We start from the raw sequence: 21,344 nt of genomic DNA, 5'->3' as shown, positions 1-21,344 counted from the left end.
GGCCCGGTCCCATCCACGTGCCGATATTGTACGCGATCAGCCCGCCAGCGCCGTCCCAGCTAGCGGAAACGTTGCCGGTCGCATACGAGTTGGAGACGAACGAGGCGACGACGCGCCCTCCCAGCCCGCCGGCGGCGCCATAGCCCGCAACCGTGCCGGTGGCATATGAGTTGCTGATCGTAGTGTATAGGCGTCGCCGACCAGCCCGCCGACCATGGCGCCGCTGCCGGTCACATTGCCGGTGTTGTAAACGTTGCTGATGGTGTTGTAAGCGACGCTGCTCGTGCCGCCGTAGACCCAGAGGCCGCTCGACCCCACCAGCCCGCCGACGGAATTGTTGCCCGTCACGCTGCCGCCTTCCAATCCGACATTGCGGATGGTCCCGCCATCGATGTAGCCGAACAGGCCGATGTTATCGCTGGATGGCCGGTTGATGGTCAGGTTGCTGATGCGGTGACCGAGCCCGTCGAAAATGCCGGAAAAATATTTGCTGATATCGCCGATGCCGCCGATCGGTGTGAAGCCGGCGCCACCATTCCAACCCGCCGTCGCGCTGGCATCGATGTTCGCGCCCAGCACATAGTTACCGGACCGGTTGGTGTTGATGTTCTGCAGGGCATTCACATCGGTGATCACCGCATAGGTGATGGCGGCATCAGTTCCTTTCTGGGTCTGGAACAGGCTGCCCGCGGCCAGGTTGACCGGAGCGTTGATGGTGTAGCCACCGGTGGCCGTGGTCTGTGCGTATTGCAGGACCAGGCCGTCACTGCTCGTCGTGCCGGTCGACGTCAGCGGCGCATTGATGACGATGTTGTTGTCGGCCCGCAGCGTCAGGATGTGCGAGCCCCAGGTGACGGCGGAGTTGACCGTGACGTTGCCTTCATCGGTGCCGCTGCCCGAGGTCGTCACCGTCACGTCGCCGCTCGCAAGCGCCGTCTGCAAGACGCCAGCGTAGTTCGCGTCGATGGTGATGTTGACGGGATCGATCAGCCAATGCCCGCCCAGCGTATCGACCTTCAGATCGGCGGCGAGATTGACCTTGGCGGCGGAGGTTTCGACCGAGCGGGCCCGCAGCGTACCGCCGGCATTGACCTCGCCGTGCTTGGCATCGCCGAGCAGTAGGATGCGGCCGTTCTTGCTGCCGATGCTCGCGGCCTGCACCACGCCGGTGTTGTTGACGACGCCCTTCATGGCGTCGCTCGCGCCCTTGGCGGTGAGGATCGCGAGCCCACCATCGGCGCGGATCAATCCCTTGTTCTCGACCAGGGTCTTGACGGTAGAGGCCTTGACCTCGACCGAGAGCAGGCCGTCGCCGTTGAAGTCGAGCAGCACGTCGGTGCCGGCGGCGAGCGCCGTGCTGCCGGTGATGCTGCCGGAATTGCTGACGCTCGGCGAGATCAGCGCCACCACCTTGCCGGAGATGTTGCCCTCATTGGTGATCGCGCCGCCGCTGCCGGTGAAGTTGTAACGACCGGCCAGAAAATCAGCGTTGCTGATGCCGAGCGTGGAGGCGACGAAGCCGCCGGTCTGCACGCTGCCGGTCTTGCCGATGGCGATGCCGTTCGGATTGATCAGGAACACTTGCCCATTGGCGCTGAGGGTGCCGAGGATTCTTGACGGGTCCTGGCCGACGACGCGGTTCAGCGCGACCGAGGATGCGCCGGGCTGGTTGAAGGTCACGGAGTTGCCGGCGCCGATCGAAAAACTCTGCCAGTTGGCGATCATCCGGTCGCTCGACTGGTTGATCGTCATGGCGTTGCCGGACTGACTGATCGTGGCCTGTCCCGACACGACCTGGCCGCCAGTCGGCAGCGTCTGCGCCAGCGCCGGCGGCGTCAGCATCGTGGTCGCGGATAGCGCGATTGCGAGTCGCATCCGCGGCAGGGTCGATGTCATCGCGTGCCCCCTCGAAACATCAGAAGCGAATGCCAGCTTGCAGCCAGAACTGATCGTTGGCCTTGACGCCATCGGCATTGGCGCCGGTGATGATGGAACGGCCGGGATTGTCGCCCAGCGTATGGGCCCAGCTCGCCGAGACGTTCAGCCATTCGCGCGTCCAGCGCGCGGCGAGGCCGGCGCTGGCGAGCCCGTAATCGTTGCAGCCGCAGACAGTGACCGGCGCGATGCCGTTCGGCGACACGTTGATCTTGACGTAGCCGCCGTCCAGGAAGCTCGCGAGTTGCAGGCTGCCGAAGCGCACAGGCAGCGGCGCGTTGTAGCGAAGCTCCAGCGTGCCGAGCACGCCCATATCGCCGCGCGCCTCGCCGACGGGATAGCCGCGCACGCCGAACGGGCCGCCCAGCGCAAAATCTTCCGAGGAATCGAGGTTCTTGTCGGCCCATTGCCCGTAGAGGCGACCGAACAGTGCGAAGTCGCCGGGCAAGGCCTGAAGCCGGGCAACCGAGGCATTGATCCGATTGAACGGCCCTTGCGTCCGGAGTCCAGCCTGGTCCGCCGCGAGCGCGCTCGCCAGGCGCGAGAGATCGAGGTCGCCAAAAGTCCAGCTCACCGACCAGTTGGTGATGCCGCCGCCGAGCAGCGCGTCGCGCCGGTCGCCGTTGAGGCTGAGCGTGCCGGCGGTCGAGCGCTTGTCCTGAAGCTTTCCGACGATGCTGTCGTCGACCAGCGCCTTCCAGGTCACGGTGCCGCCAAGCTGGAGGTTGAAATCGCGCGAGCGGATCAGGCTGTAGTCGATGCCGCCATTGGCGAAATGGGCAAAACCGGTGAGACCGAGGGCGCTGCCGATGGCGTCGATATTGTGGTAGTCGAGATAGCCGTAGCTCGCATTGGCAATGAAGCCGCTGGCGCCGAGCGGCACGCTCGTCACCAGCGAGCCGTACTCCTGCCCTTGCGATACCGTGCCGGAGAGCCGCGTCAGGTCGCCGTAGCCGGACACGTCGGTGAGCGAGATGAGCCCGTTGCCCTGCGCCTTGCCCACGTTGGAGCTGCCGTAATTATCGGCCCAGATACCGCCCCCGAGAATGGGCGCCTGCGCGACGCCGACGACGAGCTTGCTGGTGTTCGGCGCGTCACCCGGCGCGAGCTTGGCATGCACCGACACGCCCGGCAGGTCGTTCATCCGCAACAGCGCGTCTTCCAGATCCTGCCGCGTCACGCCGTCCGACTTGACGCGGCCCTCGATGATCGCGCGCAACAGGTCCTCACGCACGCGCACGCCCTTGGCGCGATCGAGCGTGATGGTCTCGAGCGCGCCCTCGGCGATCTCGATCGTGACGATGCCGTTGGTGATATCCTGAGGCGGCAGCAGCGCGCGCGCCAGCAACCGGCCGCGGCCCTGGAGCACGGCCGTCACCTGATCGGCCAGCGCATAGAGCCCTTTGATGCCGAGCCGCTTGCCGCGCACCGAGGCAACGAGTTGCTCGCGCTCGGCCTGTGGCAGCAGCTCCACCTTGCCGGTGAAGCGAACGCCCTTCACGATGATGCGCTCGCCCCGGTCGGGGATGGCGGCGGGCGCCTGCTGCGGTCGAATCTCGCCAGGGGACGGCAGCCTTTCCTGCCGCTGCATCTCCTGCTGCCGCTGCATCTCGCGGAGCAGCGATCCGGCATCCTGCGCGACGGCCGGGACTGCGGTACCTGCTATCACTAGCCCCACCACAACAGCCCTGCTCTGCACCGCGCCAACCACTTTCATCCTACGGGCCCGACCTTCGGGCGATAGGTAACGACCTCAGCGAAAGCGCAGGACGGCGCGTCGATCCTAGCGCCACTTGCGTTCGTGGGCGTCTTTAGCGGACTCCGACAAGGCGCGATGTGCCGGACGTCTCAACTGGGGAAATTTTTCGCGGTCTCTTGCCGGCTAGTACGAGATCACGACATCCCGCGCGCATGCTACGGAGATGGCCGGCCTACATTGGCAATTGCGCGGATCGATTCCGCTTCTCGGCGGACGACGAGGACAGGCGACGTTACGCCGCGGTCGCAGGCGGCAGCGCCAGCACCGAATAGATCGCCTGGGCGTCGCGCGAGGCGCGGAGCTTCTTGGCGATGTCCTGGTCGCGCAGGAGGCGGGCGATGCGGGCGAGCGCCTTGAGGTGATCGGCGCCGGCGCCTTCCGGCGCGAGCAGCAGGAAGACGAGATCGACCGGCTGGCCGTCCATCGCCTCGAAATCGATCGGGCGATCGAGTCGCGCGAACAGGCCAAAGATCTTTTCCAGCTTGGGCAGCTTGCCGTGGGGAATGGCGACGCCGTAGCCGACCGCGGTGGTGCCGAGCTTCTCACGCTGCAGCAGCACCTCGAACACGGAGCGTTCGTTCTGCCCGGTCAGCTCGGCGGCCTTGGCCGCGAGCTCCTGAAGCGCCTGCTTCTTGCTGTTGACCTTCAATGCCGGGAGAATCGCCTCGGGTGCGACCAGATCGGTAATCGGCATGGAAGGTTTCCGAGGTGAATTAAACCGTCAGGTTCCGAATTGGCCAGCTTGGTCAAACCATGCCTGGCCGGCATCAAGAAGGTGAAGCAGGAGGGGGACTTAGCCCCGATCCTGATGTGGGGCGCTTCTACTCCAACGCAATCCCGGTGCCAACTGCTGCGTGCGGCTTTGCCCCGCTCATTGTTAAGGGCTGCGGTTGGTACGGGGGCCGGTTCCAGCCCTTAACCGTCCGGTTTGGGCCCCGGCGGGTCGATCCAGCCGACATTGCCGTCGGCCCGGCGGTAAATGATGTTCACCCGGCCGCTGGAGCCGTGCTGGAATACCAGGCAGGGCGCTCCGCTGAGGTCCAGCTCCATCACCGCCTCGCTCACCGACAGCTGCTTCAGCGAGGTGGTGGCCTCGGCGATGATGACGGGACTGTAGCCGGTGACCTCGTCCTCGTCCTCACCCTCGCCCGGCGCCTCCAGCACATAGCTCGTGGCGTCCATGGCGGCCAGCGCTGCGGAGGCGACATGGGCCTTGCGGGCCGAGCGGTCCTTGAGCCGACTCTTGTAGCGCTTGAGCCGCTTCTCGATCATCAGGAGCGCCTGGTCGGCGCTGGCATAGGCATCCGGCGCGTTCGAATCGGCCTCCAGCGTAATTCCCGTATCAAGATGCAGGGCACAGTCGGTGCGGAAGCCGAAGCCATCCTTGCTCAGGGTGATGTGGCCGGAATAGTTCCCGTCGAAATATTTACGCAGGACCTCGTCGGTCCGATCGGTCACGCGGCCGCGCAGGGCGTCGCCGACGCTGACGCTCTTTCCCGAGATTCTGAGGGTCATGTGATGCCTCGCTTGGTTTTAAGTGCCCAGCTTGGATCGGTCTCGATGGGGGATCGAGAGTAGCGCGATTTCGCGCCAGCGCAATCAGGCCGGCTCGGTGTTGCGGGAGCGATCGGGCATTGCGGTGGAGAGGACGTTACCAAGAGCGCTCTGCTTGTCACGGCGGCGTTGCACCGAAGAGGGAATGCGCATGGCTTCGCGGTACTTCGCGACCGTGCGGCGGGCAATATCAATTCCCGAGGCGCGTAAGCGTTCCACGATGGTGTCGTCCGACAGGATCGCCGACGGCGCTTCCGAATCGATCAGCTGCTTGATGTGGTGGCGCACGGCCTCGGCGGAATGCGCCTCGCCGCCGTCGGCGGAGGCGATCGAAGCCGTGAAGAAATATTTCAATTCGAATGTGCCGCGATTTGTCGCCATGTACTTGTTGGCGGTGACGCGCGACACCGTGGATTCATGCATCTGGATGGCGTCGGCAACGGCCTTCAGATTCAGCGGCCGCAGGTGCGCCACGCCATGGGTGAAGAAGCCGTCCTGCTGGCGCACGATCTCCGTCGCAACTTTCAGGATGGTGCGGGCGCGCTGATCGAGCGCGCGCACCAGCCAGGTCGCGTTCTGGAGCGCGTCGGTGAAATAGGACTTGTCGCCGTCCTTGCCGACCTTCTTCGAGAGTTGCGAATAGTAGGTCTGGTTGACCAGCACGCGCGGCAAGGTGTCGCTGTTGAGCTCGACATGCCAGCCGCCATCCGGGCCCGGGCGGACATAGACGTCGGGCACCATGGTCTGGAGCCGCGCCGAGCCGAACTTCATGCCGGGCTTGGGATTGAGGCGGCGGATCTCGCCGATCATGTCGGCGATGTCCTCGTCGTCGACGCCGCAGAGCTTGCGCAGCGAAGCGATGTCGCGCTTCGCGAGCAGATCGAGGTGCTCGACGAGGGCCTGCATCGCCGGGTCGTAGCGGTCGAGCTCGCGGAGCTGGATCGCCAGGCATTCGCTCAAATTGCGCGCGCAGACGCCGGGCGGATCGAATTTTTGCAGCACGGCAAGGACGTCCTCGACGTCGGCTTGCGATGCGCCAAGGCGCTCGGCGGCCTGGCCGAGATCCGGCGGCAGATAGCCGGCCTCGTCGACGAGGTCGATCAGGTACTGGCCGATCATGCGCTGCGCCGGGCCGGTGAAGGCGACCGAGAGCTGCTCGGCAAGATGGTCGCCGAGCGTGATCTCCGCGGCGACGAAGGCTTCGAGATTGTAGTCCTCGTCGCCGGAGGCCCCGCCGCCCCATTCGGTATAGGTGGTCGGCGCCGCATCCTGGGCGTTGCGCGCGGCGGCCTCGGCCGGTTCCTCGGAGAAGACGTTGTCCAGGCCCGTATCCAGGGTCTGCTCGATCTCGGCGCGGGTGCCGAGATCCTTGCTCATCCATTCTTCCTGGCCCGGCTCGAACGCCTCGCCCGGACCGCCGCCCGGCTCGTCGTTGTGGCCACCGTCGGAATCGCTGAACTGGCCGGTCTCGGCCGGGGCTTCACCGGCGGGCGGCTCGTCGTTGGCCCGCTCCAGCAGGGGGTTCCGCTCGAGTTCCTCTTCCACGAAGGTCGTGAGATCGAGATTGGACAATTGCAGCAGCTTGATCGCCTGCATCAGCTGCGGCGTCATGACCAGCGACTGCGATTGCCGGAACTCTAATCTCTGCGTGAGCGCCATGAAGCAAGAACCGATCCCAAAAGTTGGTCCGATTTTTGCTTATCCTAGTCTTGGCACGATGTACACGGCTTGACGAACGGGAAAAAAGGGCTAGAGGCGGAATTCCTCGCCAAGGTAAAGCCGGCGAACGTCGGGATCGGCGACGATCTCATCCGGGCTACCCTCGGTCAAGATTTCACCGGCATAGACGATATAGGCGCGATCGGTCAGGCCGAGCGTCTCGCGCACATTGTGGTCGGTGATCAGCACGCCGATGCCGCGGTTGGTGAGATGGCGGACGAGGTCCTGAATGTCGCCGACCGCGATCGGATCGATACCCGCGAAAGGCTCGTCGAGCAGCATGTAGTTCGGACGCGTCGCCAGCGCGCGCGCGATCTCGACGCGGCGGCGCTCGCCGCCCGACAGCGCGATCGACGGCGATTTCCGCAAGCGCGTGATGTTGAATTCGTCGAGCAGCGAGTCGAGCTGCTGCTCGCGCTTCTTGCGCGAGGGCTCGACCACTTCGAGCACGGCGCGGATGTTCTGCTCGACGGTAAGGCCGCGAAAGATCGAGGCTTCCTGCGGCAGATAGCCGATGCCGAGCCGCGCGCGCTGATACATCGGCAGCTTGGTGACGTCGTGGCCGTCGAGCTCGATCGCGCCGCAATCGGGCTTGATCAGGCCGGTGATCATGTAGAACACGGTGGTCTTGCCGGCGCCGTTCGGGCCGAGCAGGCCGACCGCTTCGCCGCGGCGCACATAGATGCTGACGCCGCGCACCACCTGGCGGCTGCCGAAACTCTTTTCCACGCTATGCACAGCCAGGAAACCCGGCCGCTTCAGAAGCTGCGGTCCGCCGGCGCCGTTAGGCCTGCTGGCGGCCCTCACGGGATGCACCGCCTGGGCACGCGGCGGTTCGGTCTGGTAGTCGGCTTGGTAGTCGGCCTGGAAATGGTCGGGCGCGCGCATCTGGTCGCGGGCGATCGGCGATGCATCCCGCACCGGGCTGGGCACGAGACCGCCGACGCTGTCACCGAGGGCGGTGATGTCCTGGCGCGCAAATCCTGGCCGGCCGCGCTTGGCGGGGCGCCGACGGAACATGCTGAAGAGATCGACCATCCCGCCTTCTAGCCTTTCACGACAATCCTGCGCGATGATCCGCGCGTGATCCCGCGATCTGCCGCACCGGCCTTGCGATTCGCCAGCACAGCATGAGTGAAGGGATGTCTCATGCCCAGTGAAACACGCCCGAAAAGCGGCGAACCCCGCTTGGAAAGCCCTTCGCGCTAGATACAGCCTCGCCGGGCAAGCTTCAACCTCGGATCGGGAGAATCTGGCCCAAGCGCTTGAAGTTACTTCAGGAATTTACTTTTGTTTGCCTGCGCCGGGCAATTGCAGCGGCGGCGCAGGAGCGGGCTTGCCCGGGCTCCCCGATCCGCAATCATTGCTGCCGCCCTGCGGCAGCAATGCCTGCACCCTGCCGCTGTCGGATTCCACCCGCGAGACGCCCGTGGTCATGTCGACCACCAGACGGTCGCCGCGCAGCACGTTCCTGCACTGCGTGAGGACGACGCCGCCGAGCATGGTGATGAGGTTGGTTTTGGTGTCGAACACGGCGGTCTCGCCTGTTACCACCTGGTCCTTCTGGGTGACGACGACATTGCCGCGCGCTTCCAGCCGCTTGATCGAGGAACTGCCGCCCGGCCCCGGCTGCGCCGACTGCATCGGCGCAGCCTTGGTCCCCWTCGCCGCGGGCTGCGGCGCGGCCGGCTTGTCGCCGCCGCCGGAGTCGTAAAACACCACGAGCGTCTTCGAGGTCATGGTGGTGTCGCCCTGGATGACCTTCACATTGCCGGAGAAGGTCGCCTCCTTCTTCTTGTCGCGCATCTCGAGCGAGGCGGCTTCGATCTGGATCGGCTGGTCGCGGTTTTGCGAAAAGCCCTGCATTGCGTTGGGCACGCCTTGCATCGTGCTCTGCGCGATGGCCGCACCGGTTGCGACCAGCGCGACCGTGACGGCGAGCGCGGCCACACCGAGAATGGCGCACCGCTTGTCTTCGTTGCGCGAAAAGAATCTCACCATGAAAATCACTTTGAATTGGCAGACTTGTTCTGAGGCGTGCGTGTCTTCACCGGCGGCGCGGGCTGCTCGGCCGGCGCAGGCTGGGCAGCGGCGGGGTCATCCAGCTTGTCCAGATGCATCACCACATTGCCMTCGAAGCGGATGACGTCGCCGCCTTCCGTGATCCGCAGCCGGTCGGCGGTCAGCGTTCCGTTGGTCAGCTTGACGTCGACATGCTCATCCGAGGAGACCGTTCCCTTGCCCATGTCGACGAAGGCCGAGTTCAGCCGCGCCTCATAGCCGGACGAGGTGCGCAGGAAGATGTCCTTGTGCAGGTCGAGCTGCTGCTGCTTGTTGTCGAAGCGGCCGGTGCGCGCATCGAGCAGCAAAGTGGATTTGTCTTCCATCAGCACCTTTGCGCGCAAATCATTGAGATCGACATGATCGGGGTCGGTGATGTCCTGCGTCGCGGTCTTGGCCCAGAGCTCGTAGGGCCGCTGGTCCGGGGTGAAGCCGGACATATGCGGCGTTTCCATCGTGATCTTGGTGCCCGTCACCACGAGATTTCCGGAGTCGAGCTTCACGGGGATCTGGAAGGGATTGAGGAAGGTCGAGACGGCGACGATCGCGGCCATGGACGCAGCCACCGTCACCGGCACCGCGATGCGCAGAATCCGCACCAGGCGGCTGTGGCGCGCCGCGCTGGCAAACTTCGCCGCAAGCGCGGCGTCGTAGGTTGGATTCTGGGCCGAATTCACCTGAGCTCCCGAGGTGTCGCTCGTCTCGTCCGGTTGACGGGCGCACGCCATTGTATCCGGCGCCGCCTGAATATGCAGCCTGCGACAGGCCGCACGAAAGTGTCCGAAACGGGGCGGCAGCCCTAAGCTAACAGCGGCCCGAGGCCTCAGGAATGCGCGAAAATGTCCTCTTCCGCCCAGCCCTGGAGATCGAGCAGAGCGCGGGTCGGCAGGAAGTCGAAACAGGCTTTTGCCAGCGCGGTGCGGCCCTCCCGCACCAGCATGGCGTCGAGCCGCTCGCGCAGGGCATGAAGGTGCAGCACGTCGGAGGCGGCGTAGGCGAGCTGCGGCTCGGTCAAGCTGTCGGAACCCCAGTCGCTGGATTGCTGCTGCTTGGAGAGGTCGACATTGAGCACCTCGCGCACGAGGTCCTTGAGGCCATGCCGGTCGGTGTAGGTGCGGGTCAGGCGCGAGGCAATCTTGGTGCAATAAATCGGGCCGGTCATGACGCCAAACGTCTGGTACAGCACCGCGACGTCGAACCGCGCGAAGTGGAAGATCTTCGTGATCCCGGGATTGGCCAGCAGGGCCTTCAGGTTCGGCGCGTCGGTGTGACCCTTGGGGATCTGCACCACGTCGGCGCTGCCGTCGCCGGGCGAGAGCTGCACCACGCAGAGCCGGTCGCGGTGCGGGTTCAGCCCCATGGTCTCGGTGTCGATCGCCACCGCTCCGGTGTAGCGGGACAGGTCGGGCAGGTCGCCGCGATGCAGGCGTACGGTCATGGCGTTTCAAAACCTCAATCGAATTGGTCGGTCGGCATCATAAGCTAATCGGATTGCCCGCGATGTAGCCACTGGCGGCGGGCGGCGCAAGCGGCAGCTGTTCCCGCCGGGGCGCGGTCAGATCGCCGCCAGCATGATGCAGATCATCGCCGCCACCGTCGTGCGGCTGGCACCATCGCGAAAAGTGTAGAGAATCGGGTCGTCGGGCATCTCGCGGCGATGCGCCATCATCAGGGCGCGGCCGAACCAGTAGAGCAGCAGCGGATTGAGCAGCCACAGCATCCAGGGACGGCTGTAGAGCGGCGTCACGGCGGAGGAGGAGACGTAGAGCGAGAACACGGTCACCGCGTTCATGGCGCTCGCCGCCGCCATCGCGCCGATGATGTGCAGGTCGGTGATCCTGTAATCGCGGTTGGAGGGATCCGCGAGGCCGGCGCTCTCGCGCATGCTGAGCTCGCTGAAGCGCTTGATCAGGGCGAGCGAGGTGAACACGAACAGCGAGAAGATCAAGAGCCATTCCGACAGCACCACGCCGACGCCGACCGCGCCGGCGATGATGCGCAACGTGTAGAGGCCGGCGAGTGTCACGACGTCGACCAGCATCTTGCGCTTGAGCGCGAGCGAATAGGCGATCGTGGTGGCGAGATAGCCGCCGAGCACGCCGAGGAACAAAGGCGAGATGCAGAGGCTGGCCGCAACCGCGAGCAGCCAGAGCGCGGGAATCGCAAGCAGCGCCGAGGACATCGGCAGTCGACCTGCCGCCAGCGCGCGATGGCGCTTGGTCGGATGCTGCCGGTCGGCGGCGAGGTCGAGCAGATCGTTCATCAGGTAGGCACCCGACGCGCAGGCCGAGAACGCCAGGAACGCCAGCAACGCGTAGCCGAGCGTCGCAAGATTCATCTGATGCGCCGTGATCGCCGGCACGAACACCAGCGTGTTCTTGGCGTATTGATAGACGCGCAGCGCCTGCGCCCAGGTTTTGAGGCTGGCACGGCTGCTGCTGCGCGTCTCGATGCGCTCCATGGAGGCGCGGTCGAACGGCAGCCGGTCAGCCGCCGCGAGATCGGCCGGCGCAACGACGCCATCGAACCCGAGATGCGCGGCAATGCCCGCCGCATGGTGCGCAAACCGGCTGGCAACCAGATAGATTGTCTCGCCCCGCGCCCGCGCCGCCAGCGCCTGGTTCAGCACGTCGGCATCATAGGGCAGATGGGCGTAGTCGAGCTCGGCCTGCGCCAGGATATCCGTGAGCGCCGCCATGCCCGGGCGTCCGCCCGCGCCGAAGCGGGCCAGCAGGCGGCCGGGGCTGGAGAACAGCGCTTCCAGCAGCAGTTCGGAACGGAGCAGGGCGCCTTCGAGATCGATGACAAGCGTCCGCGCCGCGGCGGGGACCGCCGACGGTGTGGGGACGCCCGAATCGTAGTGCCAGGCAGGCTGCTCCATCCGAAAACGCTCTATTGGCCGCAACATGACCGGCCCTGAGGCCGGGGAGCAGGGAAATGGACGGCCGAGAGCCTAGGGGGCATTCGCTAAGGGCGACTTAACCGAGGGGAGGGCCGGCGGCCCCCGGGAGATGCCAGGCCCAAACCATGCACCCTGCTGTTGCATGGATCCCACAACCCGGCGCCAGCTTCATGTTCCGGCAGGGCTTTTGCCGCGCGCCCCGTGAAAATCCTCCCGGCCGACCCCATCTGCCAGTTTTCGCGCGCTCGCCCGCCCCGCCCACAATGAAATCAGGTGTCATGACCGAACAGACGCTCGCTGCGCCTATCGACGACCAACAGGAACGCCAGCGCGGCTTTACGCGCTACCAGGCGCTCCTGATCGCGCTGCTTGCGTTCACGCAGTTCACGATCATTCTCGATTTCATCATCATGTCGCCGCTCGGCGCCATCCTGATGCCGGCGCTCGACATCACGGCCGGACAATTCGGCGTCGCGGTGTCGGCCTACGCGTTCAGCGCGGGACTGTCGGGGATCCTGGCCGCGGGCTTCGCCGATCGCTTCGACCGCAAGCGCCTGCTGCTGTTCTTCTATGTCGGCTTCACGCTCGGGACCCTGCTCTGTGCCGCCGCGCAGACCTACCACGTGCTGCTGCTCGGCAGGATCGTGACCGGATTGTTCGGCGGCGTGATCGGCTCGGTCGTGCTGGCCATCATCACCGATTTGTTCGCGCTGCACCTGCGCGGCCGCGTGATGGGCTTCGTCCAGACGGCGTTCGCCGCGAGCCAGGTGCTCGGCATTCCCGCGGGGCTGTTTCTCGCCAACCACTGGAACTGGCATGTCTGCTTCGTTGCGATCGTCGGCTTGTCGATCGTTGCGATCGCCGTCATCGCCTTCGCGATGGAGCCGGTCGACGCGCATCTGAAACTGAAGCAGGACAGAAACCCGTTCCGCCATCTGATCGCGACCATCGGACAGCCGCGCTATACGCTGGCCTTCGCCGTCACGACGTTGCTAGCGACGGGCGGGTACATGCTGATGCCGTTCTCCAGCGCCTTCACCGTGCATAATCTCGGCATCGACATCCTGCATCTGCCGACGATCTATCTCGTCTCCGGCCTGTTCAGCATCGTCACGGGACCGCTGGTCGGCAGGGCGAGCGACGCGTTCGGCAAGTACCCGACCTTCGTCTTCGGCAGCGTGGTGTCTGTCATCATGGTGCTGATCTACACCCATCTCGGCCACGTCTCGCTCGCGACCGCGATCCTCGTCAACGTGCTGATGTTCGTCGGCATCTTCTCGCGCATGATCCCGTCGCAGGCGCTGATGTCGGCGATCCCCGACCCCAGCCAGCGCGGCTCGTTCAGCGCGGTCAGCGCGTCGCTTCAGCAGCTCTCCGGGGGGCTCGGTTCGGTCCTCGCCGCCGTCATCATCGCGCAACAACCGGATGGTTCGCTGCTCCATTTCGACCGGATCGGCTACGTCGTCGTCGCGTCGGCAATCGTCTCGCTGGTCGCGATGTACTTTGTGCAGAAGGCGGTGGCGGAGCGGACCGGGAGACGGGTGGTCTGAGGGCTCGGCTTGAAAAGCCCGCTATGCCCGCCCGCCGGCCAGCATTTCAAGCTGGTCGTGAAGCTGCGCAGGAAGATACGGCTTGGGGATGAACCTCGCCCCGAGCGGGATGTCATCCGCTGCCGGGCTGACTTGGCCGGACGTAATGAGGAGCCGCACGGGCGGCCATCGATCTCTGATCACCGCCGCCAGCCGAAGGCCATCCATCGAGCCGGGCATCTGAATGTCTGTGAAGACGACGGTGATCGCCGGTTCCGTCTCCAGCAGATTGACAGCCTCGTCTGCGTCGGCCGCCTCGAAGACATCGAAGCCCATATCCCGCACCATGTCAGCCGCGTTCACGCGGATGAGGAAGTCATCTTCCACGATGAGGATCACGTCCCTATGCTGGCTGAGATTGGACACTTATGCTCCGGCATAACCGAGCATAAGGTTTGAACGGCTTCTTTGTTCCACCGAACGTCTTGCAAAGGATCGCGTTTGTTAGAGTAGGGCGTTAGGGTTCACCATGGTAATTGACATCAAGGCGGACGTGGATGCCGTCCAGCAGATTGGGGCAGTTCCCAAAGTTCTGGATTTGGCCGCACGCATAACGGGCATGGGCTTCGTCGCCATAGCGCGCGTAACTTCAGATCAATGGATTTGCTGCGCCGTTCGGGACAGCATCGCCTTTGGCCTTGAGCCGGGCGGAGAACTGCGTGTCGAGACGACCATCTGCAACGAGATCCGGCAGCACGGCAACACGGTCGTCATCAACGATGTGCAGACGGACGACGTCTTCTGCAATCATCCGACACCGGCCATGTATGGATTTCGCAGCTACATCTCGGCTCCCATCGTCCTGATCGACGGAACCGTTTGGGGGACGCTGTGCGCCATCGACCCCACGCCTCGACAACTTCGCACGCCTGAAATCCTCGACACGTTTCAGCTGTTGGCGGAACTGATCGCTGCGCAGCTCGAACTCAATCAACGTCTGGAGCGGAGCCAGGCCGATCTCGTCGACGAGCGAAAAACGGCCGAGCTGCGCGAGCAGTTCATCGGCGTATTGGGACACGATCTTCGTAATCCCCTCGCAGCCGTCGATGCGGGCATGCGCGTGCTGCTGAAGAACCTCGACACCGGGCGGGCGCCCGAAATCGCGCTTGGCGTTCAAAAGGCCGTCTATCGCATGGCCGGCATCGTCGAAAACGTCATGGACTTCGCGCGAGGCCGACTTGGCGGAGGCCTCACGATCAAGCGAGACGCGACGCTGCCGTTGACGCCGGTGCTGGAGCAAATCATCGCGGAGTTCAGGACGGCGTGGCCGACCGTGACGATCAGTTCATCGGTCCAGATCGAAGAGCCCATCAGCTGTGATCGGAGCAAGATGGGCCAACTTTTCTCGAACCTGCTCGGCAATGCAATTACGCACGGTGACCAGGATAGACCGATCCACGTCGTAGCCAGAACCTTTGACGGAACGTTCGGGCTGACGGTTTCCAACGAAGGCCCGCCAATCTCCGAAAAGGCGCTGGCGAACCTCTTCAAGCCATACACGCGAGGCGACCGGCCCAGCCAGCAGGGCCTGGGACTCGGTCTCTACATTGCTTCGCAAATCGCCCAGGCCCATGGCGGCAAATTGAGTGCGATATCGACCGCACGCGAAACGACCTTCTCTTTCGAGATGCCGATCTAGGCGGGCCGGGAGCAGGATCGTCTGGAGCCAGGTTATTGCTTTACCGTGGCCGGGAAAATGAGCGACTGATCGTCGATCTCCTGATCCGCGAGCTGATGGACGCCCGCCATGGCGTGCAGCTCGACCAAGGACGGCATGGCCGCGGCGGATAGCTCTATCGAGCGAGGTTGCGTCCTGAAGATCAGGGCAGAAGCGGCTATCAGAGCTGCAACGACGAAACAAGCGATCAGCGACCGGCGCATATGGCGTCTCCCACGTCTATGTGGAGAACAGAAAGCCTAACAAACAATAATGACCGCTAAACGCGGGCGCTCGACTCAGCAAACGCCGTCGTCGCGGACTCCTGGACGAAATGATCAAGGATGCCGGCGGCACCGAGTGCGACAACAGCGGCAAACAGACAGGCAATAATGAAAACGCGCATCCTGTTGATCCCTACATCTATAATCTAGCACGCTCCCAAACGGATTTGTGCAGCGCCCGTACAAAACGCTGTGTTCAACCTGGAAGTGCGAAGGCCTCCGCCTCGATATCGATAAACGTCCGTCCGAGCGCGCCAACGGCGGCATAGAAGTTTGCCGAACGCGCCCGCTCGAGATCGGCGAAAAAGCGCCTCATCCAGCGTGAGACATGCTGATCAAAGAAGAGGCGCTCGGCGCCCGCTGGCGCCAAAATGCTCCCGCCGGCAAGGCCTGCCATGATCTCACAGAGAAATCCCGCGTGATCTTCGGGCTCCGTGCGCTCCGGGGCCTTTTCGAGGCCGAGCCCCTCGAGAGTTTGCCTCAACCGCGCGAGTGGACGGCCATACAGGGTATCGGACAGGTAGTGTGACGCATAAGGCAGGAGTGTCCCCTTGCCCAACCCTGCAAAGAGGGCGAAGAACTCGCGCGATGCGGCCTGCTCATCTGTCCGGCGCGCCGCATCCGCCAGCGCCATGTGTGCCGCGCCCATCGCACTTGCATCGCCGCGCAATGCAGAGATCCGGTGCAGCAGCTGCGTGTCGGGGCTGCGCGTCAGCAACGTCGCCAACAGCGCATATTCCTGCGCCCGGGCGAGGTCGAATTCATCGACGATACGCACTGAAGCGATTGTTGAAGTTGGATCCATCATTGTTCGATCGCGCAAGACATATCATCCTGCCGGTTGCTAGCGGGGCAATGCGCTGCCATGACGTCGTGCTCGCTGGGAGGGCGGCTCTCCGGCAGCAGGACTGACGGACTGCATGCTCTCATTCCGGTCCTGGTCCGGTCGCGCCGTGGCATCATCGGCCAGCGATTGAGCTGCCAATATCGTCGGTTCGAGAATGGGCTGTTCGGCATCGGGCCGCCCTTGCGGAATAAGCTCGGTTGGCGGCGGCGCGTCCACAAGCGCGTCACCCACCTGCTCCAGCCCCTTCGACATCCGCGCGACGAGATCGGCGACGTTGTCCGCCGGATCGAGCGGGCCAAATCCGGGAATTGCGTTGGGATCGTTGAAATCCCACTGGTTCTCCGCGATCCCGATGAAGTCGCGGATCGCAGGGTCGGCCGCCCAGGCACGGCGCAATGCCAGGCGCGTCAGTTCGGCCGGAACGCCCGTCTGCAGGAACGCCGCAATGTCGGTGTGAGCGGTGATCGATTCGATCGACGGCAAACTGGCGAGATCGAAAGGCTGGTCGTTCCCGTCATTCGCTGCGGACGGCTCAGCAGCCTGCTCTTTGTCGACCGGAGCAAGTTCAGCGTTTTGGCTTTTCGAAGCTTGCTTGAGCCGCGCCCAGCGAACGAAGACGTTAGTCTCTGACATCGATCTCTCTCATGCCGCTGCTAACGATTGCGCTGCCGTTTGACGAAAGGTCGTTCGACATGATGCTCGGCGACGAACCGGCCGACGATCTCGGAGATGCCTGGTGGCATCGGCACGGCTTCGACCAGATTGCTGCCTGCATCGGTAAACGCCTCGCCCTCCGCCGGATCGGCCGTGACCGCGAGCAGCTCGTAGGGCGGCTCGGAACCGGTCGGGCGCAAATTGACCCACAGCGTCGGCGAGCCTGACGTGAGATTTTCGCGATAGTTGGTGGTTTCGGTCCGGTGTAGTTCGATCACGGCATCACCTGCATAGAACAACGTGACGTCGCCTTCGCCTCCAATCGGAGTCCACGGCCTCGCAGTCGGCTCTCCCGCGAATACCGAGACGGGCCGCCACAGAAAATCGGCCCACGCACTCTTGGCCTTGCGCCGTTCGATTGCGACACCGACAGCAATGCGTGCAAGACTCGTCGATATCAATGTACCCTCTCGCGATCGAGACGTGGTTCCTGCTTCCGAAGCCAATCCAGCGAAGCTGCGCTCGCGCCCGGCGAGAGCGATAATCGTGCGCTCATGATACGGGCGTCGTCTTTTCCGATACGCGGAGTATATACTTCGGGGGTGAACGGGCCAGTAGGTGGCCGCTCTATTTTGGGAGCCGCGAGATATTGTGACCGTCATATCTGACACCGGCAGGCGCCTCCTGATCTGCTCGTGCGAAGGGACGATGCCGCTCGATGCAGACGCAATTCGCCGCGGCTGCCGCGGTGAAGTGACGGCTGCGACGCAGCTCTGCGGCGCCGAACTCGGCCGATTCAAGGCTGTCGCCGCCGAAGATGGTCCGCTCACGGTGGCCTGCACGCAGCAGGCGGCGTTGTTTTCGCAGGTTGCTTCCGAAAATAATCGTGCGAATTCGATACAGTTTGCCAACATCCGCGAGACCGCCGGATGGTCCGGCGATGCCGACCGCGCGGGACCGAAGATGGCCGCGCTGCTGGCCGCCGCGGCCGAAGTCGCCGCACCCGCGCCGATGGTCCAGCTGGAAAGCAGCGGGGTCATCCTGATCTACGGCCGCGACGAGGCCGCGATCGAGGCTGGCGACTTGCTGAAGGAGCATCTCGACGTCACCGTGCTGATTGCGCCGCCAGCCGCGATCGCACCGCCGCGTAACGCCGACCATCCGATTGCCAAGGGCCGGATAACGAGCGTCAAAGGACATCTGGGCGCGTTCGATGTGGTGGTCGACGATTTCGCCGAAGCCGCACCGTCCTCGCGTCGAGCCCTGACGTTTGGCGCGTCGCGCAACAACGCCCGTTCGACCTGCGACATCGTCCTCGACTTGACCGGCGGGCCGGCGCTGGTTCCTGCCGACTTGCGCGACGGCTATCTGCGCGCGGATCCCGGCAGTCCCGCAGCAATCCTCCAGGCCGTGCTGAAAGCGCGCGACCTCGTCGGGACCTTCGAGAAGCCGCGCTACATCACCTTCGACGCCGGGCTTTGCGCACATTCGCGCTCGAAGCGGACCGGCTGCACCCGCTGTCTCGATTCCTGTCCGGCCGGCGCGATCACACCTGCCGGCAACCATGTGGCGATCGACGCCAACATCTGCGCGGGCTGCGGCCAATGCGCGACGGCCTGTCCCACCGGCGCCGCGTCCTATGCGCTGCCGGCGGAAGACGCGCTGGTCAGAAAGCTGCGTGCCATGCTGCTCGCATACCGTCAGGCGGGCGGCGAGCGGGCCGTTGTCCTCGTCCATGACGAAAGCAACGGCGCGCCGCTGATCGACGCGCTGTCGCGGTTCGGCGACGGCTTGCCCGCGAACGTGCTGCCGTTCGCGGTCAACGAGGTCACGCAAATCGGGTTGGAGAGCATCATCGCGGCTTTTGCCTATGGCGTGTCGGCGGTGCGTTTCCTGCTGCGAGCCAAGCCGCGCCACGACGTCTCCGGATTGACGCGGACGATCGCGCTCGCCGATCCGATCCTTGCCGGGCTCGGCTTCGGCCCGGCCCGGCTTTCCATCATCGCGACCGACGATCCAGACCGGCTGATCGAAGCGCTCCGCACCGCGCCGGCCGACGCGCCCACTCCGCGCCCTGCGAGCTTCCGCGCCGTGGGCGGCAAGCGCGACGTGCTGCGCTTTGCGCTGGCCGAACTGCACCGCGCGGCGCCTGCACCCGTCGATGTCATTCCGTTGCCCGAAGGCGCGCCGTTCGGGGCCGTCGAGATCGATGCGGCCGGCTGCACGCTTTGCCTGTCCTGCGTGTCGGTCTGTCCGACGAGCGCCCTGCGCGACGACCCCGAGCGCCCGGCATTGCGTTTTGTCGAAGACTCCTGCGTTCAGTGCGGTCTGTGCCGGACGACCTGCCCGGAAAAAGTCATCACGCTGGTCCCGCAAATTGACTTCCGCGCCAGTCGGGCGCCGACCCGGGTTCTCAAGGAAGAGGAGCCGTTTTGCTGTATCCGCTGCGGCAAGCCATTCGGCGTCAAGAGCAGCATCGAGCGTGTGGTCGCGAAGCTCGAAGGCCAGCACTGGATGTATTCGGGCTCGGCGCAGCGGCTCGACGCAATCAAGATGTGCGGCGACTGCCGCGTCGGCTTCGTGGCCGAGCAAGGTTTTGAATCTTATGGCGCGCAGAGCCCGACCGTCCGCACCACCGACGATTACCTGCGTGACCGGGACGCGAAGCGAGACCCGGACGGCCGCTCCAACTGAATTGCCCGGTTCAGGTTAGTCCGGGCGCCATCGCGCTATTCAGCCGGTGTCGCCGAGGCTTGCCGGCCTTCCGCTTCGAGCTTTTCGGCGAGCCAGCGGTCGTGATGCTCTCTCGCCCAATTGATATCGACCTCGCCCGTACCCATGGCTTCGAACGCGCCTTCCATGCCGAGCGTGCCGATATAGATGTGTCCCAGGATCAGCGCGATGAAAAGGATCGCGATGACGGCGTGGGCGACCTGGGCGATCTGCATGTCGGCAATGTTAGTGCCGTAGAAGGGAAACAGCAGCACGAATCCCGATGCGGAGACCAGGAGGCCGGCCGCGACCGACAGCCAATAGACCAATTTCTCACCGAGATTGAAGCGTCCTGCAGGCGCATGTTTCGACTTGATGAAGCCGCCACCCTGCTTGACCCAGTCAATATCGACTCGCTTGAACAGATTGTCCCTGAAGAAGAGCACCGTGATCAGAACGAGGCCCGCCACGAAGGCGAAGCTCGTGAAATTGTGCACGTACTTGGCGACCTGGGAGATGTCGGAGAATAGATCCGGGCCGACGAGCGGCCGCAGCAGGATCTTGCCGAAGGTGACGTTCAGGCCGGTCAATCCGAGCAGCACGAAAGAGACTGCTGTCAGCCAATGCGCGAACCGCTCGAAAGCCTTGAAGCGGACAATCTTCCGGCCGGAGCGCCCCGCCTCGATGCGAAGCCGGCCCATGATCAGATAGGCGAGCGCGAGTACGGCAAGCATGCCGACGATCACCACCGCCCCACCCCAGTGCAGCAGGACCTCGTGGAAATAATCCCAGGTCCGTCCCGCCGGCTGCATCAACACGCTGGCTTTGACATCTGGAATGTCGATCCGGCCCTGGATGCGCGGCGCTTGCTCGAGAAGCGTCTTCTGATTGGCCACACTGGCGGTCGGATTGGGCGCCCCGTCGGGACCGAGCTTCTGGGCGAGCACCGGGGCTGTCGTGAGGCCGAACAGCATCAACAACAGCGCTGCGAAGCGAATGCGTGCGAAAGCCGTCATGACGGATACCCAATCTTCGTCCCTGATCGTCGCGGTAAGCGCAGGTCCCTTATGACTTGACGTCCTCGTGATAGGCGGTTGTCCAGCCCCAGGCTCCGGAGCCGTAGCCGCGCTTCTCGACGCGCTCCTCGTAGATCTGGGCGATGATATCGCCATCGCCTGCGAGTAGCGACTTGGTCGAGCACATCTCGGCGCACATCGGCAGCTTGCCTTCGCCGAAGCGGTTCGAGCCGTATTTCGCATATTCTTCGGCGCTGCCCGGCGCCTCCGGTCCGCCGCCGCCCGCGCAATAGGTGCACTTGTCCATCTTGCCTCGCGAGCCGAAATTCCCGACCTGGGGATATTGCGGCGCTCCGAACGGACAGGCGTAGAAGCAATAGCCGCAGCCGATGCACAGATCCTTGTCGTGCAGGACGATGCCGTCTTCGGTCGGATAGATGCACTTGACCGGACACACCGACGCGCAAGGCGCATCGGTACAGTGCATGCAGGCCATCGACACCGACCGTTCGCCCGGCTTGCCGTCATTGATGGTGACGACGCGCCGTCGGTTGATGCCCCAAGGCACTTCGTTCTCGTTCTTGCAGGCGGTCACACAGGCATTGCAGTCGATGCAACGGTCCGCATCGCACAGGAATTTCATGCGTGCCATTGG

General features: G+C 64.4%; 21 protein-coding genes. 3 read left to right on the top strand and 18 right to left on the bottom strand.

The window, feature by feature from the left end; genetic code table 11:
* Positions 1-36: 36 nt before the first annotated feature.
* The 10 genes from AC1DW2_RS13790 to AC1DW2_RS13745 form a co-directional block, all read right to left on the bottom strand.
* Complete coding sequence (locus AC1DW2_RS13790; protein WP_477006331.1) at positions 37-1,896, bottom strand: two-partner secretion domain-containing protein; 1,860 nt, start codon at positions 1,894-1,896, stop codon at positions 37-39.
* A 19-nt stretch (positions 1,897-1,915) separates the two neighbouring features.
* Complete coding sequence (locus AC1DW2_RS13785; protein WP_477006330.1) at positions 1,916-3,604, bottom strand: ShlB/FhaC/HecB family hemolysin secretion/activation protein; 1,689 nt, start codon at positions 3,602-3,604, stop codon at positions 1,916-1,918.
* Between the two features lie 322 nt (positions 3,605-3,926).
* Positions 3,927-4,388, bottom strand: a complete 462-nt coding sequence (gene ptsN / locus AC1DW2_RS13780; protein ID WP_008141251.1) for a PTS IIA-like nitrogen regulatory protein PtsN — start codon at positions 4,386-4,388, stop codon at positions 3,927-3,929.
* 221 nt (positions 4,389-4,609) lie between these two features.
* Positions 4,610-5,209: a ribosome hibernation-promoting factor, HPF/YfiA family gene (gene hpf / locus AC1DW2_RS13775; RefSeq protein WP_063980189.1), complete on the bottom strand. Its 600-nt coding sequence runs from the start codon at positions 5,207-5,209 to the stop codon at positions 4,610-4,612.
* Between the two features lie 84 nt (positions 5,210-5,293).
* A complete protein-coding gene (gene rpoN, locus AC1DW2_RS13770; RefSeq protein WP_063980190.1) occupies positions 5,294-6,907 on the bottom strand; it encodes an RNA polymerase factor sigma-54 in 1,614 nt (537 codons plus the stop codon).
* A gap of 90 nt (positions 6,908-6,997) precedes the next feature.
* Entirely contained in the window at positions 6,998-8,005 is a 1,008-nt protein-coding gene (gene lptB, locus AC1DW2_RS13765) for an LPS export ABC transporter ATP-binding protein (RefSeq protein WP_477006329.1), read from the bottom strand.
* A 246-nt stretch (positions 8,006-8,251) separates the two neighbouring features.
* The gene (locus AC1DW2_RS13760) at positions 8,252-8,968 is read right to left on the bottom strand and encodes an LptA/OstA family protein (protein ID WP_477006328.1); all 717 of its coding nucleotides are present in this window, start codon (positions 8,966-8,968) and stop codon (positions 8,252-8,254) included.
* Between the two features lie 5 nt (positions 8,969-8,973).
* The gene (gene lptC, locus AC1DW2_RS13755; RefSeq protein ID WP_477006327.1) at positions 8,974-9,705 is read right to left on the bottom strand and encodes an LPS export ABC transporter periplasmic protein LptC; all 732 of its coding nucleotides are present in this window, start codon (positions 9,703-9,705) and stop codon (positions 8,974-8,976) included.
* 146 nt (positions 9,706-9,851) lie between these two features.
* Positions 9,852-10,466 (bottom strand): ribonuclease D, encoded by a 615-nt coding sequence (locus tag AC1DW2_RS13750; protein ID WP_071908880.1) that lies wholly within the window; start codon positions 10,464-10,466, stop codon positions 9,852-9,854.
* A 117-nt stretch (positions 10,467-10,583) separates the two neighbouring features.
* A complete protein-coding gene (locus AC1DW2_RS13745) occupies positions 10,584-11,909 on the bottom strand; it encodes a UbiA family prenyltransferase (protein WP_477006326.1) in 1,326 nt (441 codons plus the stop codon).
* Between the two features lie 299 nt (positions 11,910-12,208).
* Between AC1DW2_RS13745 and AC1DW2_RS13740 the strand changes: the two genes are divergently transcribed.
* The gene (locus tag AC1DW2_RS13740; RefSeq protein WP_477006325.1) at positions 12,209-13,480 is read left to right on the top strand and encodes an MFS transporter; all 1,272 of its coding nucleotides are present in this window, start codon (positions 12,209-12,211) and stop codon (positions 13,478-13,480) included.
* Positions 13,481-13,501: 21 nt separating this feature from the next.
* Here the strand turns inward: AC1DW2_RS13740 and AC1DW2_RS13735 are convergent, their stop codons facing one another.
* A complete protein-coding gene (locus AC1DW2_RS13735) occupies positions 13,502-13,885 on the bottom strand; it encodes a response regulator (protein WP_071908878.1) in 384 nt (127 codons plus the stop codon).
* Between the two features lie 103 nt (positions 13,886-13,988).
* Between AC1DW2_RS13735 and AC1DW2_RS13730 the strand changes: the two genes are divergently transcribed.
* Positions 13,989-15,158: a GAF domain-containing sensor histidine kinase gene (locus AC1DW2_RS13730; RefSeq protein ID WP_477006324.1), complete on the top strand. Its 1,170-nt coding sequence runs from the start codon at positions 13,989-13,991 to the stop codon at positions 15,156-15,158.
* 32 nt (positions 15,159-15,190) lie between these two features.
* On the opposite strand, the gene AC1DW2_RS13725 is transcribed toward AC1DW2_RS13730, so the two are convergent.
* The 5 genes from AC1DW2_RS13725 to AC1DW2_RS13705 form a co-directional block, all read right to left on the bottom strand.
* A complete protein-coding gene (locus AC1DW2_RS13725; RefSeq protein WP_477006323.1) occupies positions 15,191-15,400 on the bottom strand; it encodes a hypothetical protein in 210 nt (69 codons plus the stop codon).
* Between the two features lie 56 nt (positions 15,401-15,456).
* A complete protein-coding gene (locus tag AC1DW2_RS13720; RefSeq protein ID WP_256376444.1) occupies positions 15,457-15,582 on the bottom strand; it encodes a hypothetical protein in 126 nt (41 codons plus the stop codon).
* A 74-nt stretch (positions 15,583-15,656) separates the two neighbouring features.
* Positions 15,657-16,268: a TorD/DmsD family molecular chaperone gene (locus AC1DW2_RS13715; RefSeq protein ID WP_477006322.1), complete on the bottom strand. Its 612-nt coding sequence runs from the start codon at positions 16,266-16,268 to the stop codon at positions 15,657-15,659.
* Between the two features lie 36 nt (positions 16,269-16,304).
* Complete coding sequence (locus AC1DW2_RS13710) at positions 16,305-16,940, bottom strand: DUF3306 domain-containing protein (protein ID WP_477006321.1); 636 nt, start codon at positions 16,938-16,940, stop codon at positions 16,305-16,307.
* Between the two features lie 20 nt (positions 16,941-16,960).
* A complete protein-coding gene (locus AC1DW2_RS13705) occupies positions 16,961-17,422 on the bottom strand; it encodes a DUF3305 domain-containing protein (RefSeq protein WP_477006320.1) in 462 nt (153 codons plus the stop codon).
* Between the two features lie 247 nt (positions 17,423-17,669).
* Here AC1DW2_RS13705 and AC1DW2_RS13700 point away from each other — a divergent pair, with 247 nt between their 5' ends.
* A complete protein-coding gene (locus AC1DW2_RS13700; RefSeq protein WP_477006319.1) occupies positions 17,670-19,655 on the top strand; it encodes a 4Fe-4S binding protein in 1,986 nt (661 codons plus the stop codon).
* A gap of 35 nt (positions 19,656-19,690) precedes the next feature.
* Here the strand turns inward: AC1DW2_RS13700 and AC1DW2_RS13695 are convergent, their stop codons facing one another.
* Entirely contained in the window at positions 19,691-20,689 is a 999-nt protein-coding gene (locus AC1DW2_RS13695; RefSeq protein WP_477006318.1) for a formate dehydrogenase subunit gamma, read from the bottom strand.
* A gap of 49 nt (positions 20,690-20,738) precedes the next feature.
* Positions 20,739-21,341, bottom strand: coding sequence for a formate dehydrogenase FDH3 subunit beta (fdh3B, locus tag AC1DW2_RS13690; RefSeq protein WP_014490880.1), 603 nt, complete (start codon positions 21,339-21,341; stop codon positions 20,739-20,741).
* Positions 21,342-21,344 lie beyond the last annotated feature (3 nt).

It is taken from the genome of Bradyrhizobium sp. P3_C3 (assembly GCF_056402655.1).
Note: the sequence above shows the minus strand (reverse complement) of the source record. Positions and strands in the feature narration are given on the sequence as shown.

Excerpts from the sequence above, each read along its gene's own strand:
- AC1DW2_RS13750 (WP_071908880.1), bottom strand. The coding sequence starts at position 10,466 with ATGACCGTACGCCTGCATCGCGGCGACCTGCCCGACCTGTCCCGCTAC.
- rpoN (WP_063980190.1), bottom strand. The coding sequence starts at position 6,907 with ATGGCGCTCACGCAGAGATTAGAGTTCCGGCAATCGCAGTCGCTGGTC.
- AC1DW2_RS13740 (WP_477006325.1), top strand. The coding sequence starts at position 12,209 with ATGACCGAACAGACGCTCGCTGCGCCTATCGACGACCAACAGGAACGC.
- AC1DW2_RS13695 (WP_477006318.1), bottom strand. The coding sequence starts at position 20,689 with ATGACGGCTTTCGCACGCATTCGCTTCGCAGCGCTGTTGTTGATGCTG.
- AC1DW2_RS13700 (WP_477006319.1), top strand. The coding sequence starts at position 17,670 with ATGCCGCTCGATGCAGACGCAATTCGCCGCGGCTGCCGCGGTGAAGTG.
- fdh3B (WP_014490880.1), bottom strand. The coding sequence starts at position 21,341 with ATGGCACGCATGAAATTCCTGTGCGATGCGGACCGTTGCATCGACTGC.
- AC1DW2_RS13745 (WP_477006326.1), bottom strand. The coding sequence starts at position 11,909 with ATGGAGCAGCCTGCCTGGCACTACGATTCGGGCGTCCCCACACCGTCG.
- ptsN (WP_008141251.1), bottom strand. The coding sequence starts at position 4,388 with ATGCCGATTACCGATCTGGTCGCACCCGAGGCGATTCTCCCGGCATTG.
- AC1DW2_RS13710 (WP_477006321.1), bottom strand. The coding sequence starts at position 16,940 with ATGTCAGAGACTAACGTCTTCGTTCGCTGGGCGCGGCTCAAGCAAGCT.
- AC1DW2_RS13715 (WP_477006322.1), bottom strand. The coding sequence starts at position 16,268 with ATGATGGATCCAACTTCAACAATCGCTTCAGTGCGTATCGTCGATGAA.
- AC1DW2_RS13725 (WP_477006323.1), bottom strand. The coding sequence starts at position 15,400 with ATGCGCCGGTCGCTGATCGCTTGTTTCGTCGTTGCAGCTCTGATAGCC.
- AC1DW2_RS13720 (WP_256376444.1), bottom strand. The coding sequence starts at position 15,582 with ATGCGCGTTTTCATTATTGCCTGTCTGTTTGCCGCTGTTGTCGCACTC.
- AC1DW2_RS13730 (WP_477006324.1), top strand. The coding sequence starts at position 13,989 with ATGGTAATTGACATCAAGGCGGACGTGGATGCCGTCCAGCAGATTGGG.
- lptB (WP_477006329.1), bottom strand. The coding sequence starts at position 8,005 with ATGGTCGATCTCTTCAGCATGTTCCGTCGGCGCCCCGCCAAGCGCGGC.
- hpf (WP_063980189.1), bottom strand. The coding sequence starts at position 5,209 with ATGACCCTCAGAATCTCGGGAAAGAGCGTCAGCGTCGGCGACGCCCTG.
- AC1DW2_RS13790 (WP_477006331.1), bottom strand. The coding sequence starts at position 1,896 with ATGACATCGACCCTGCCGCGGATGCGACTCGCAATCGCGCTATCCGCG.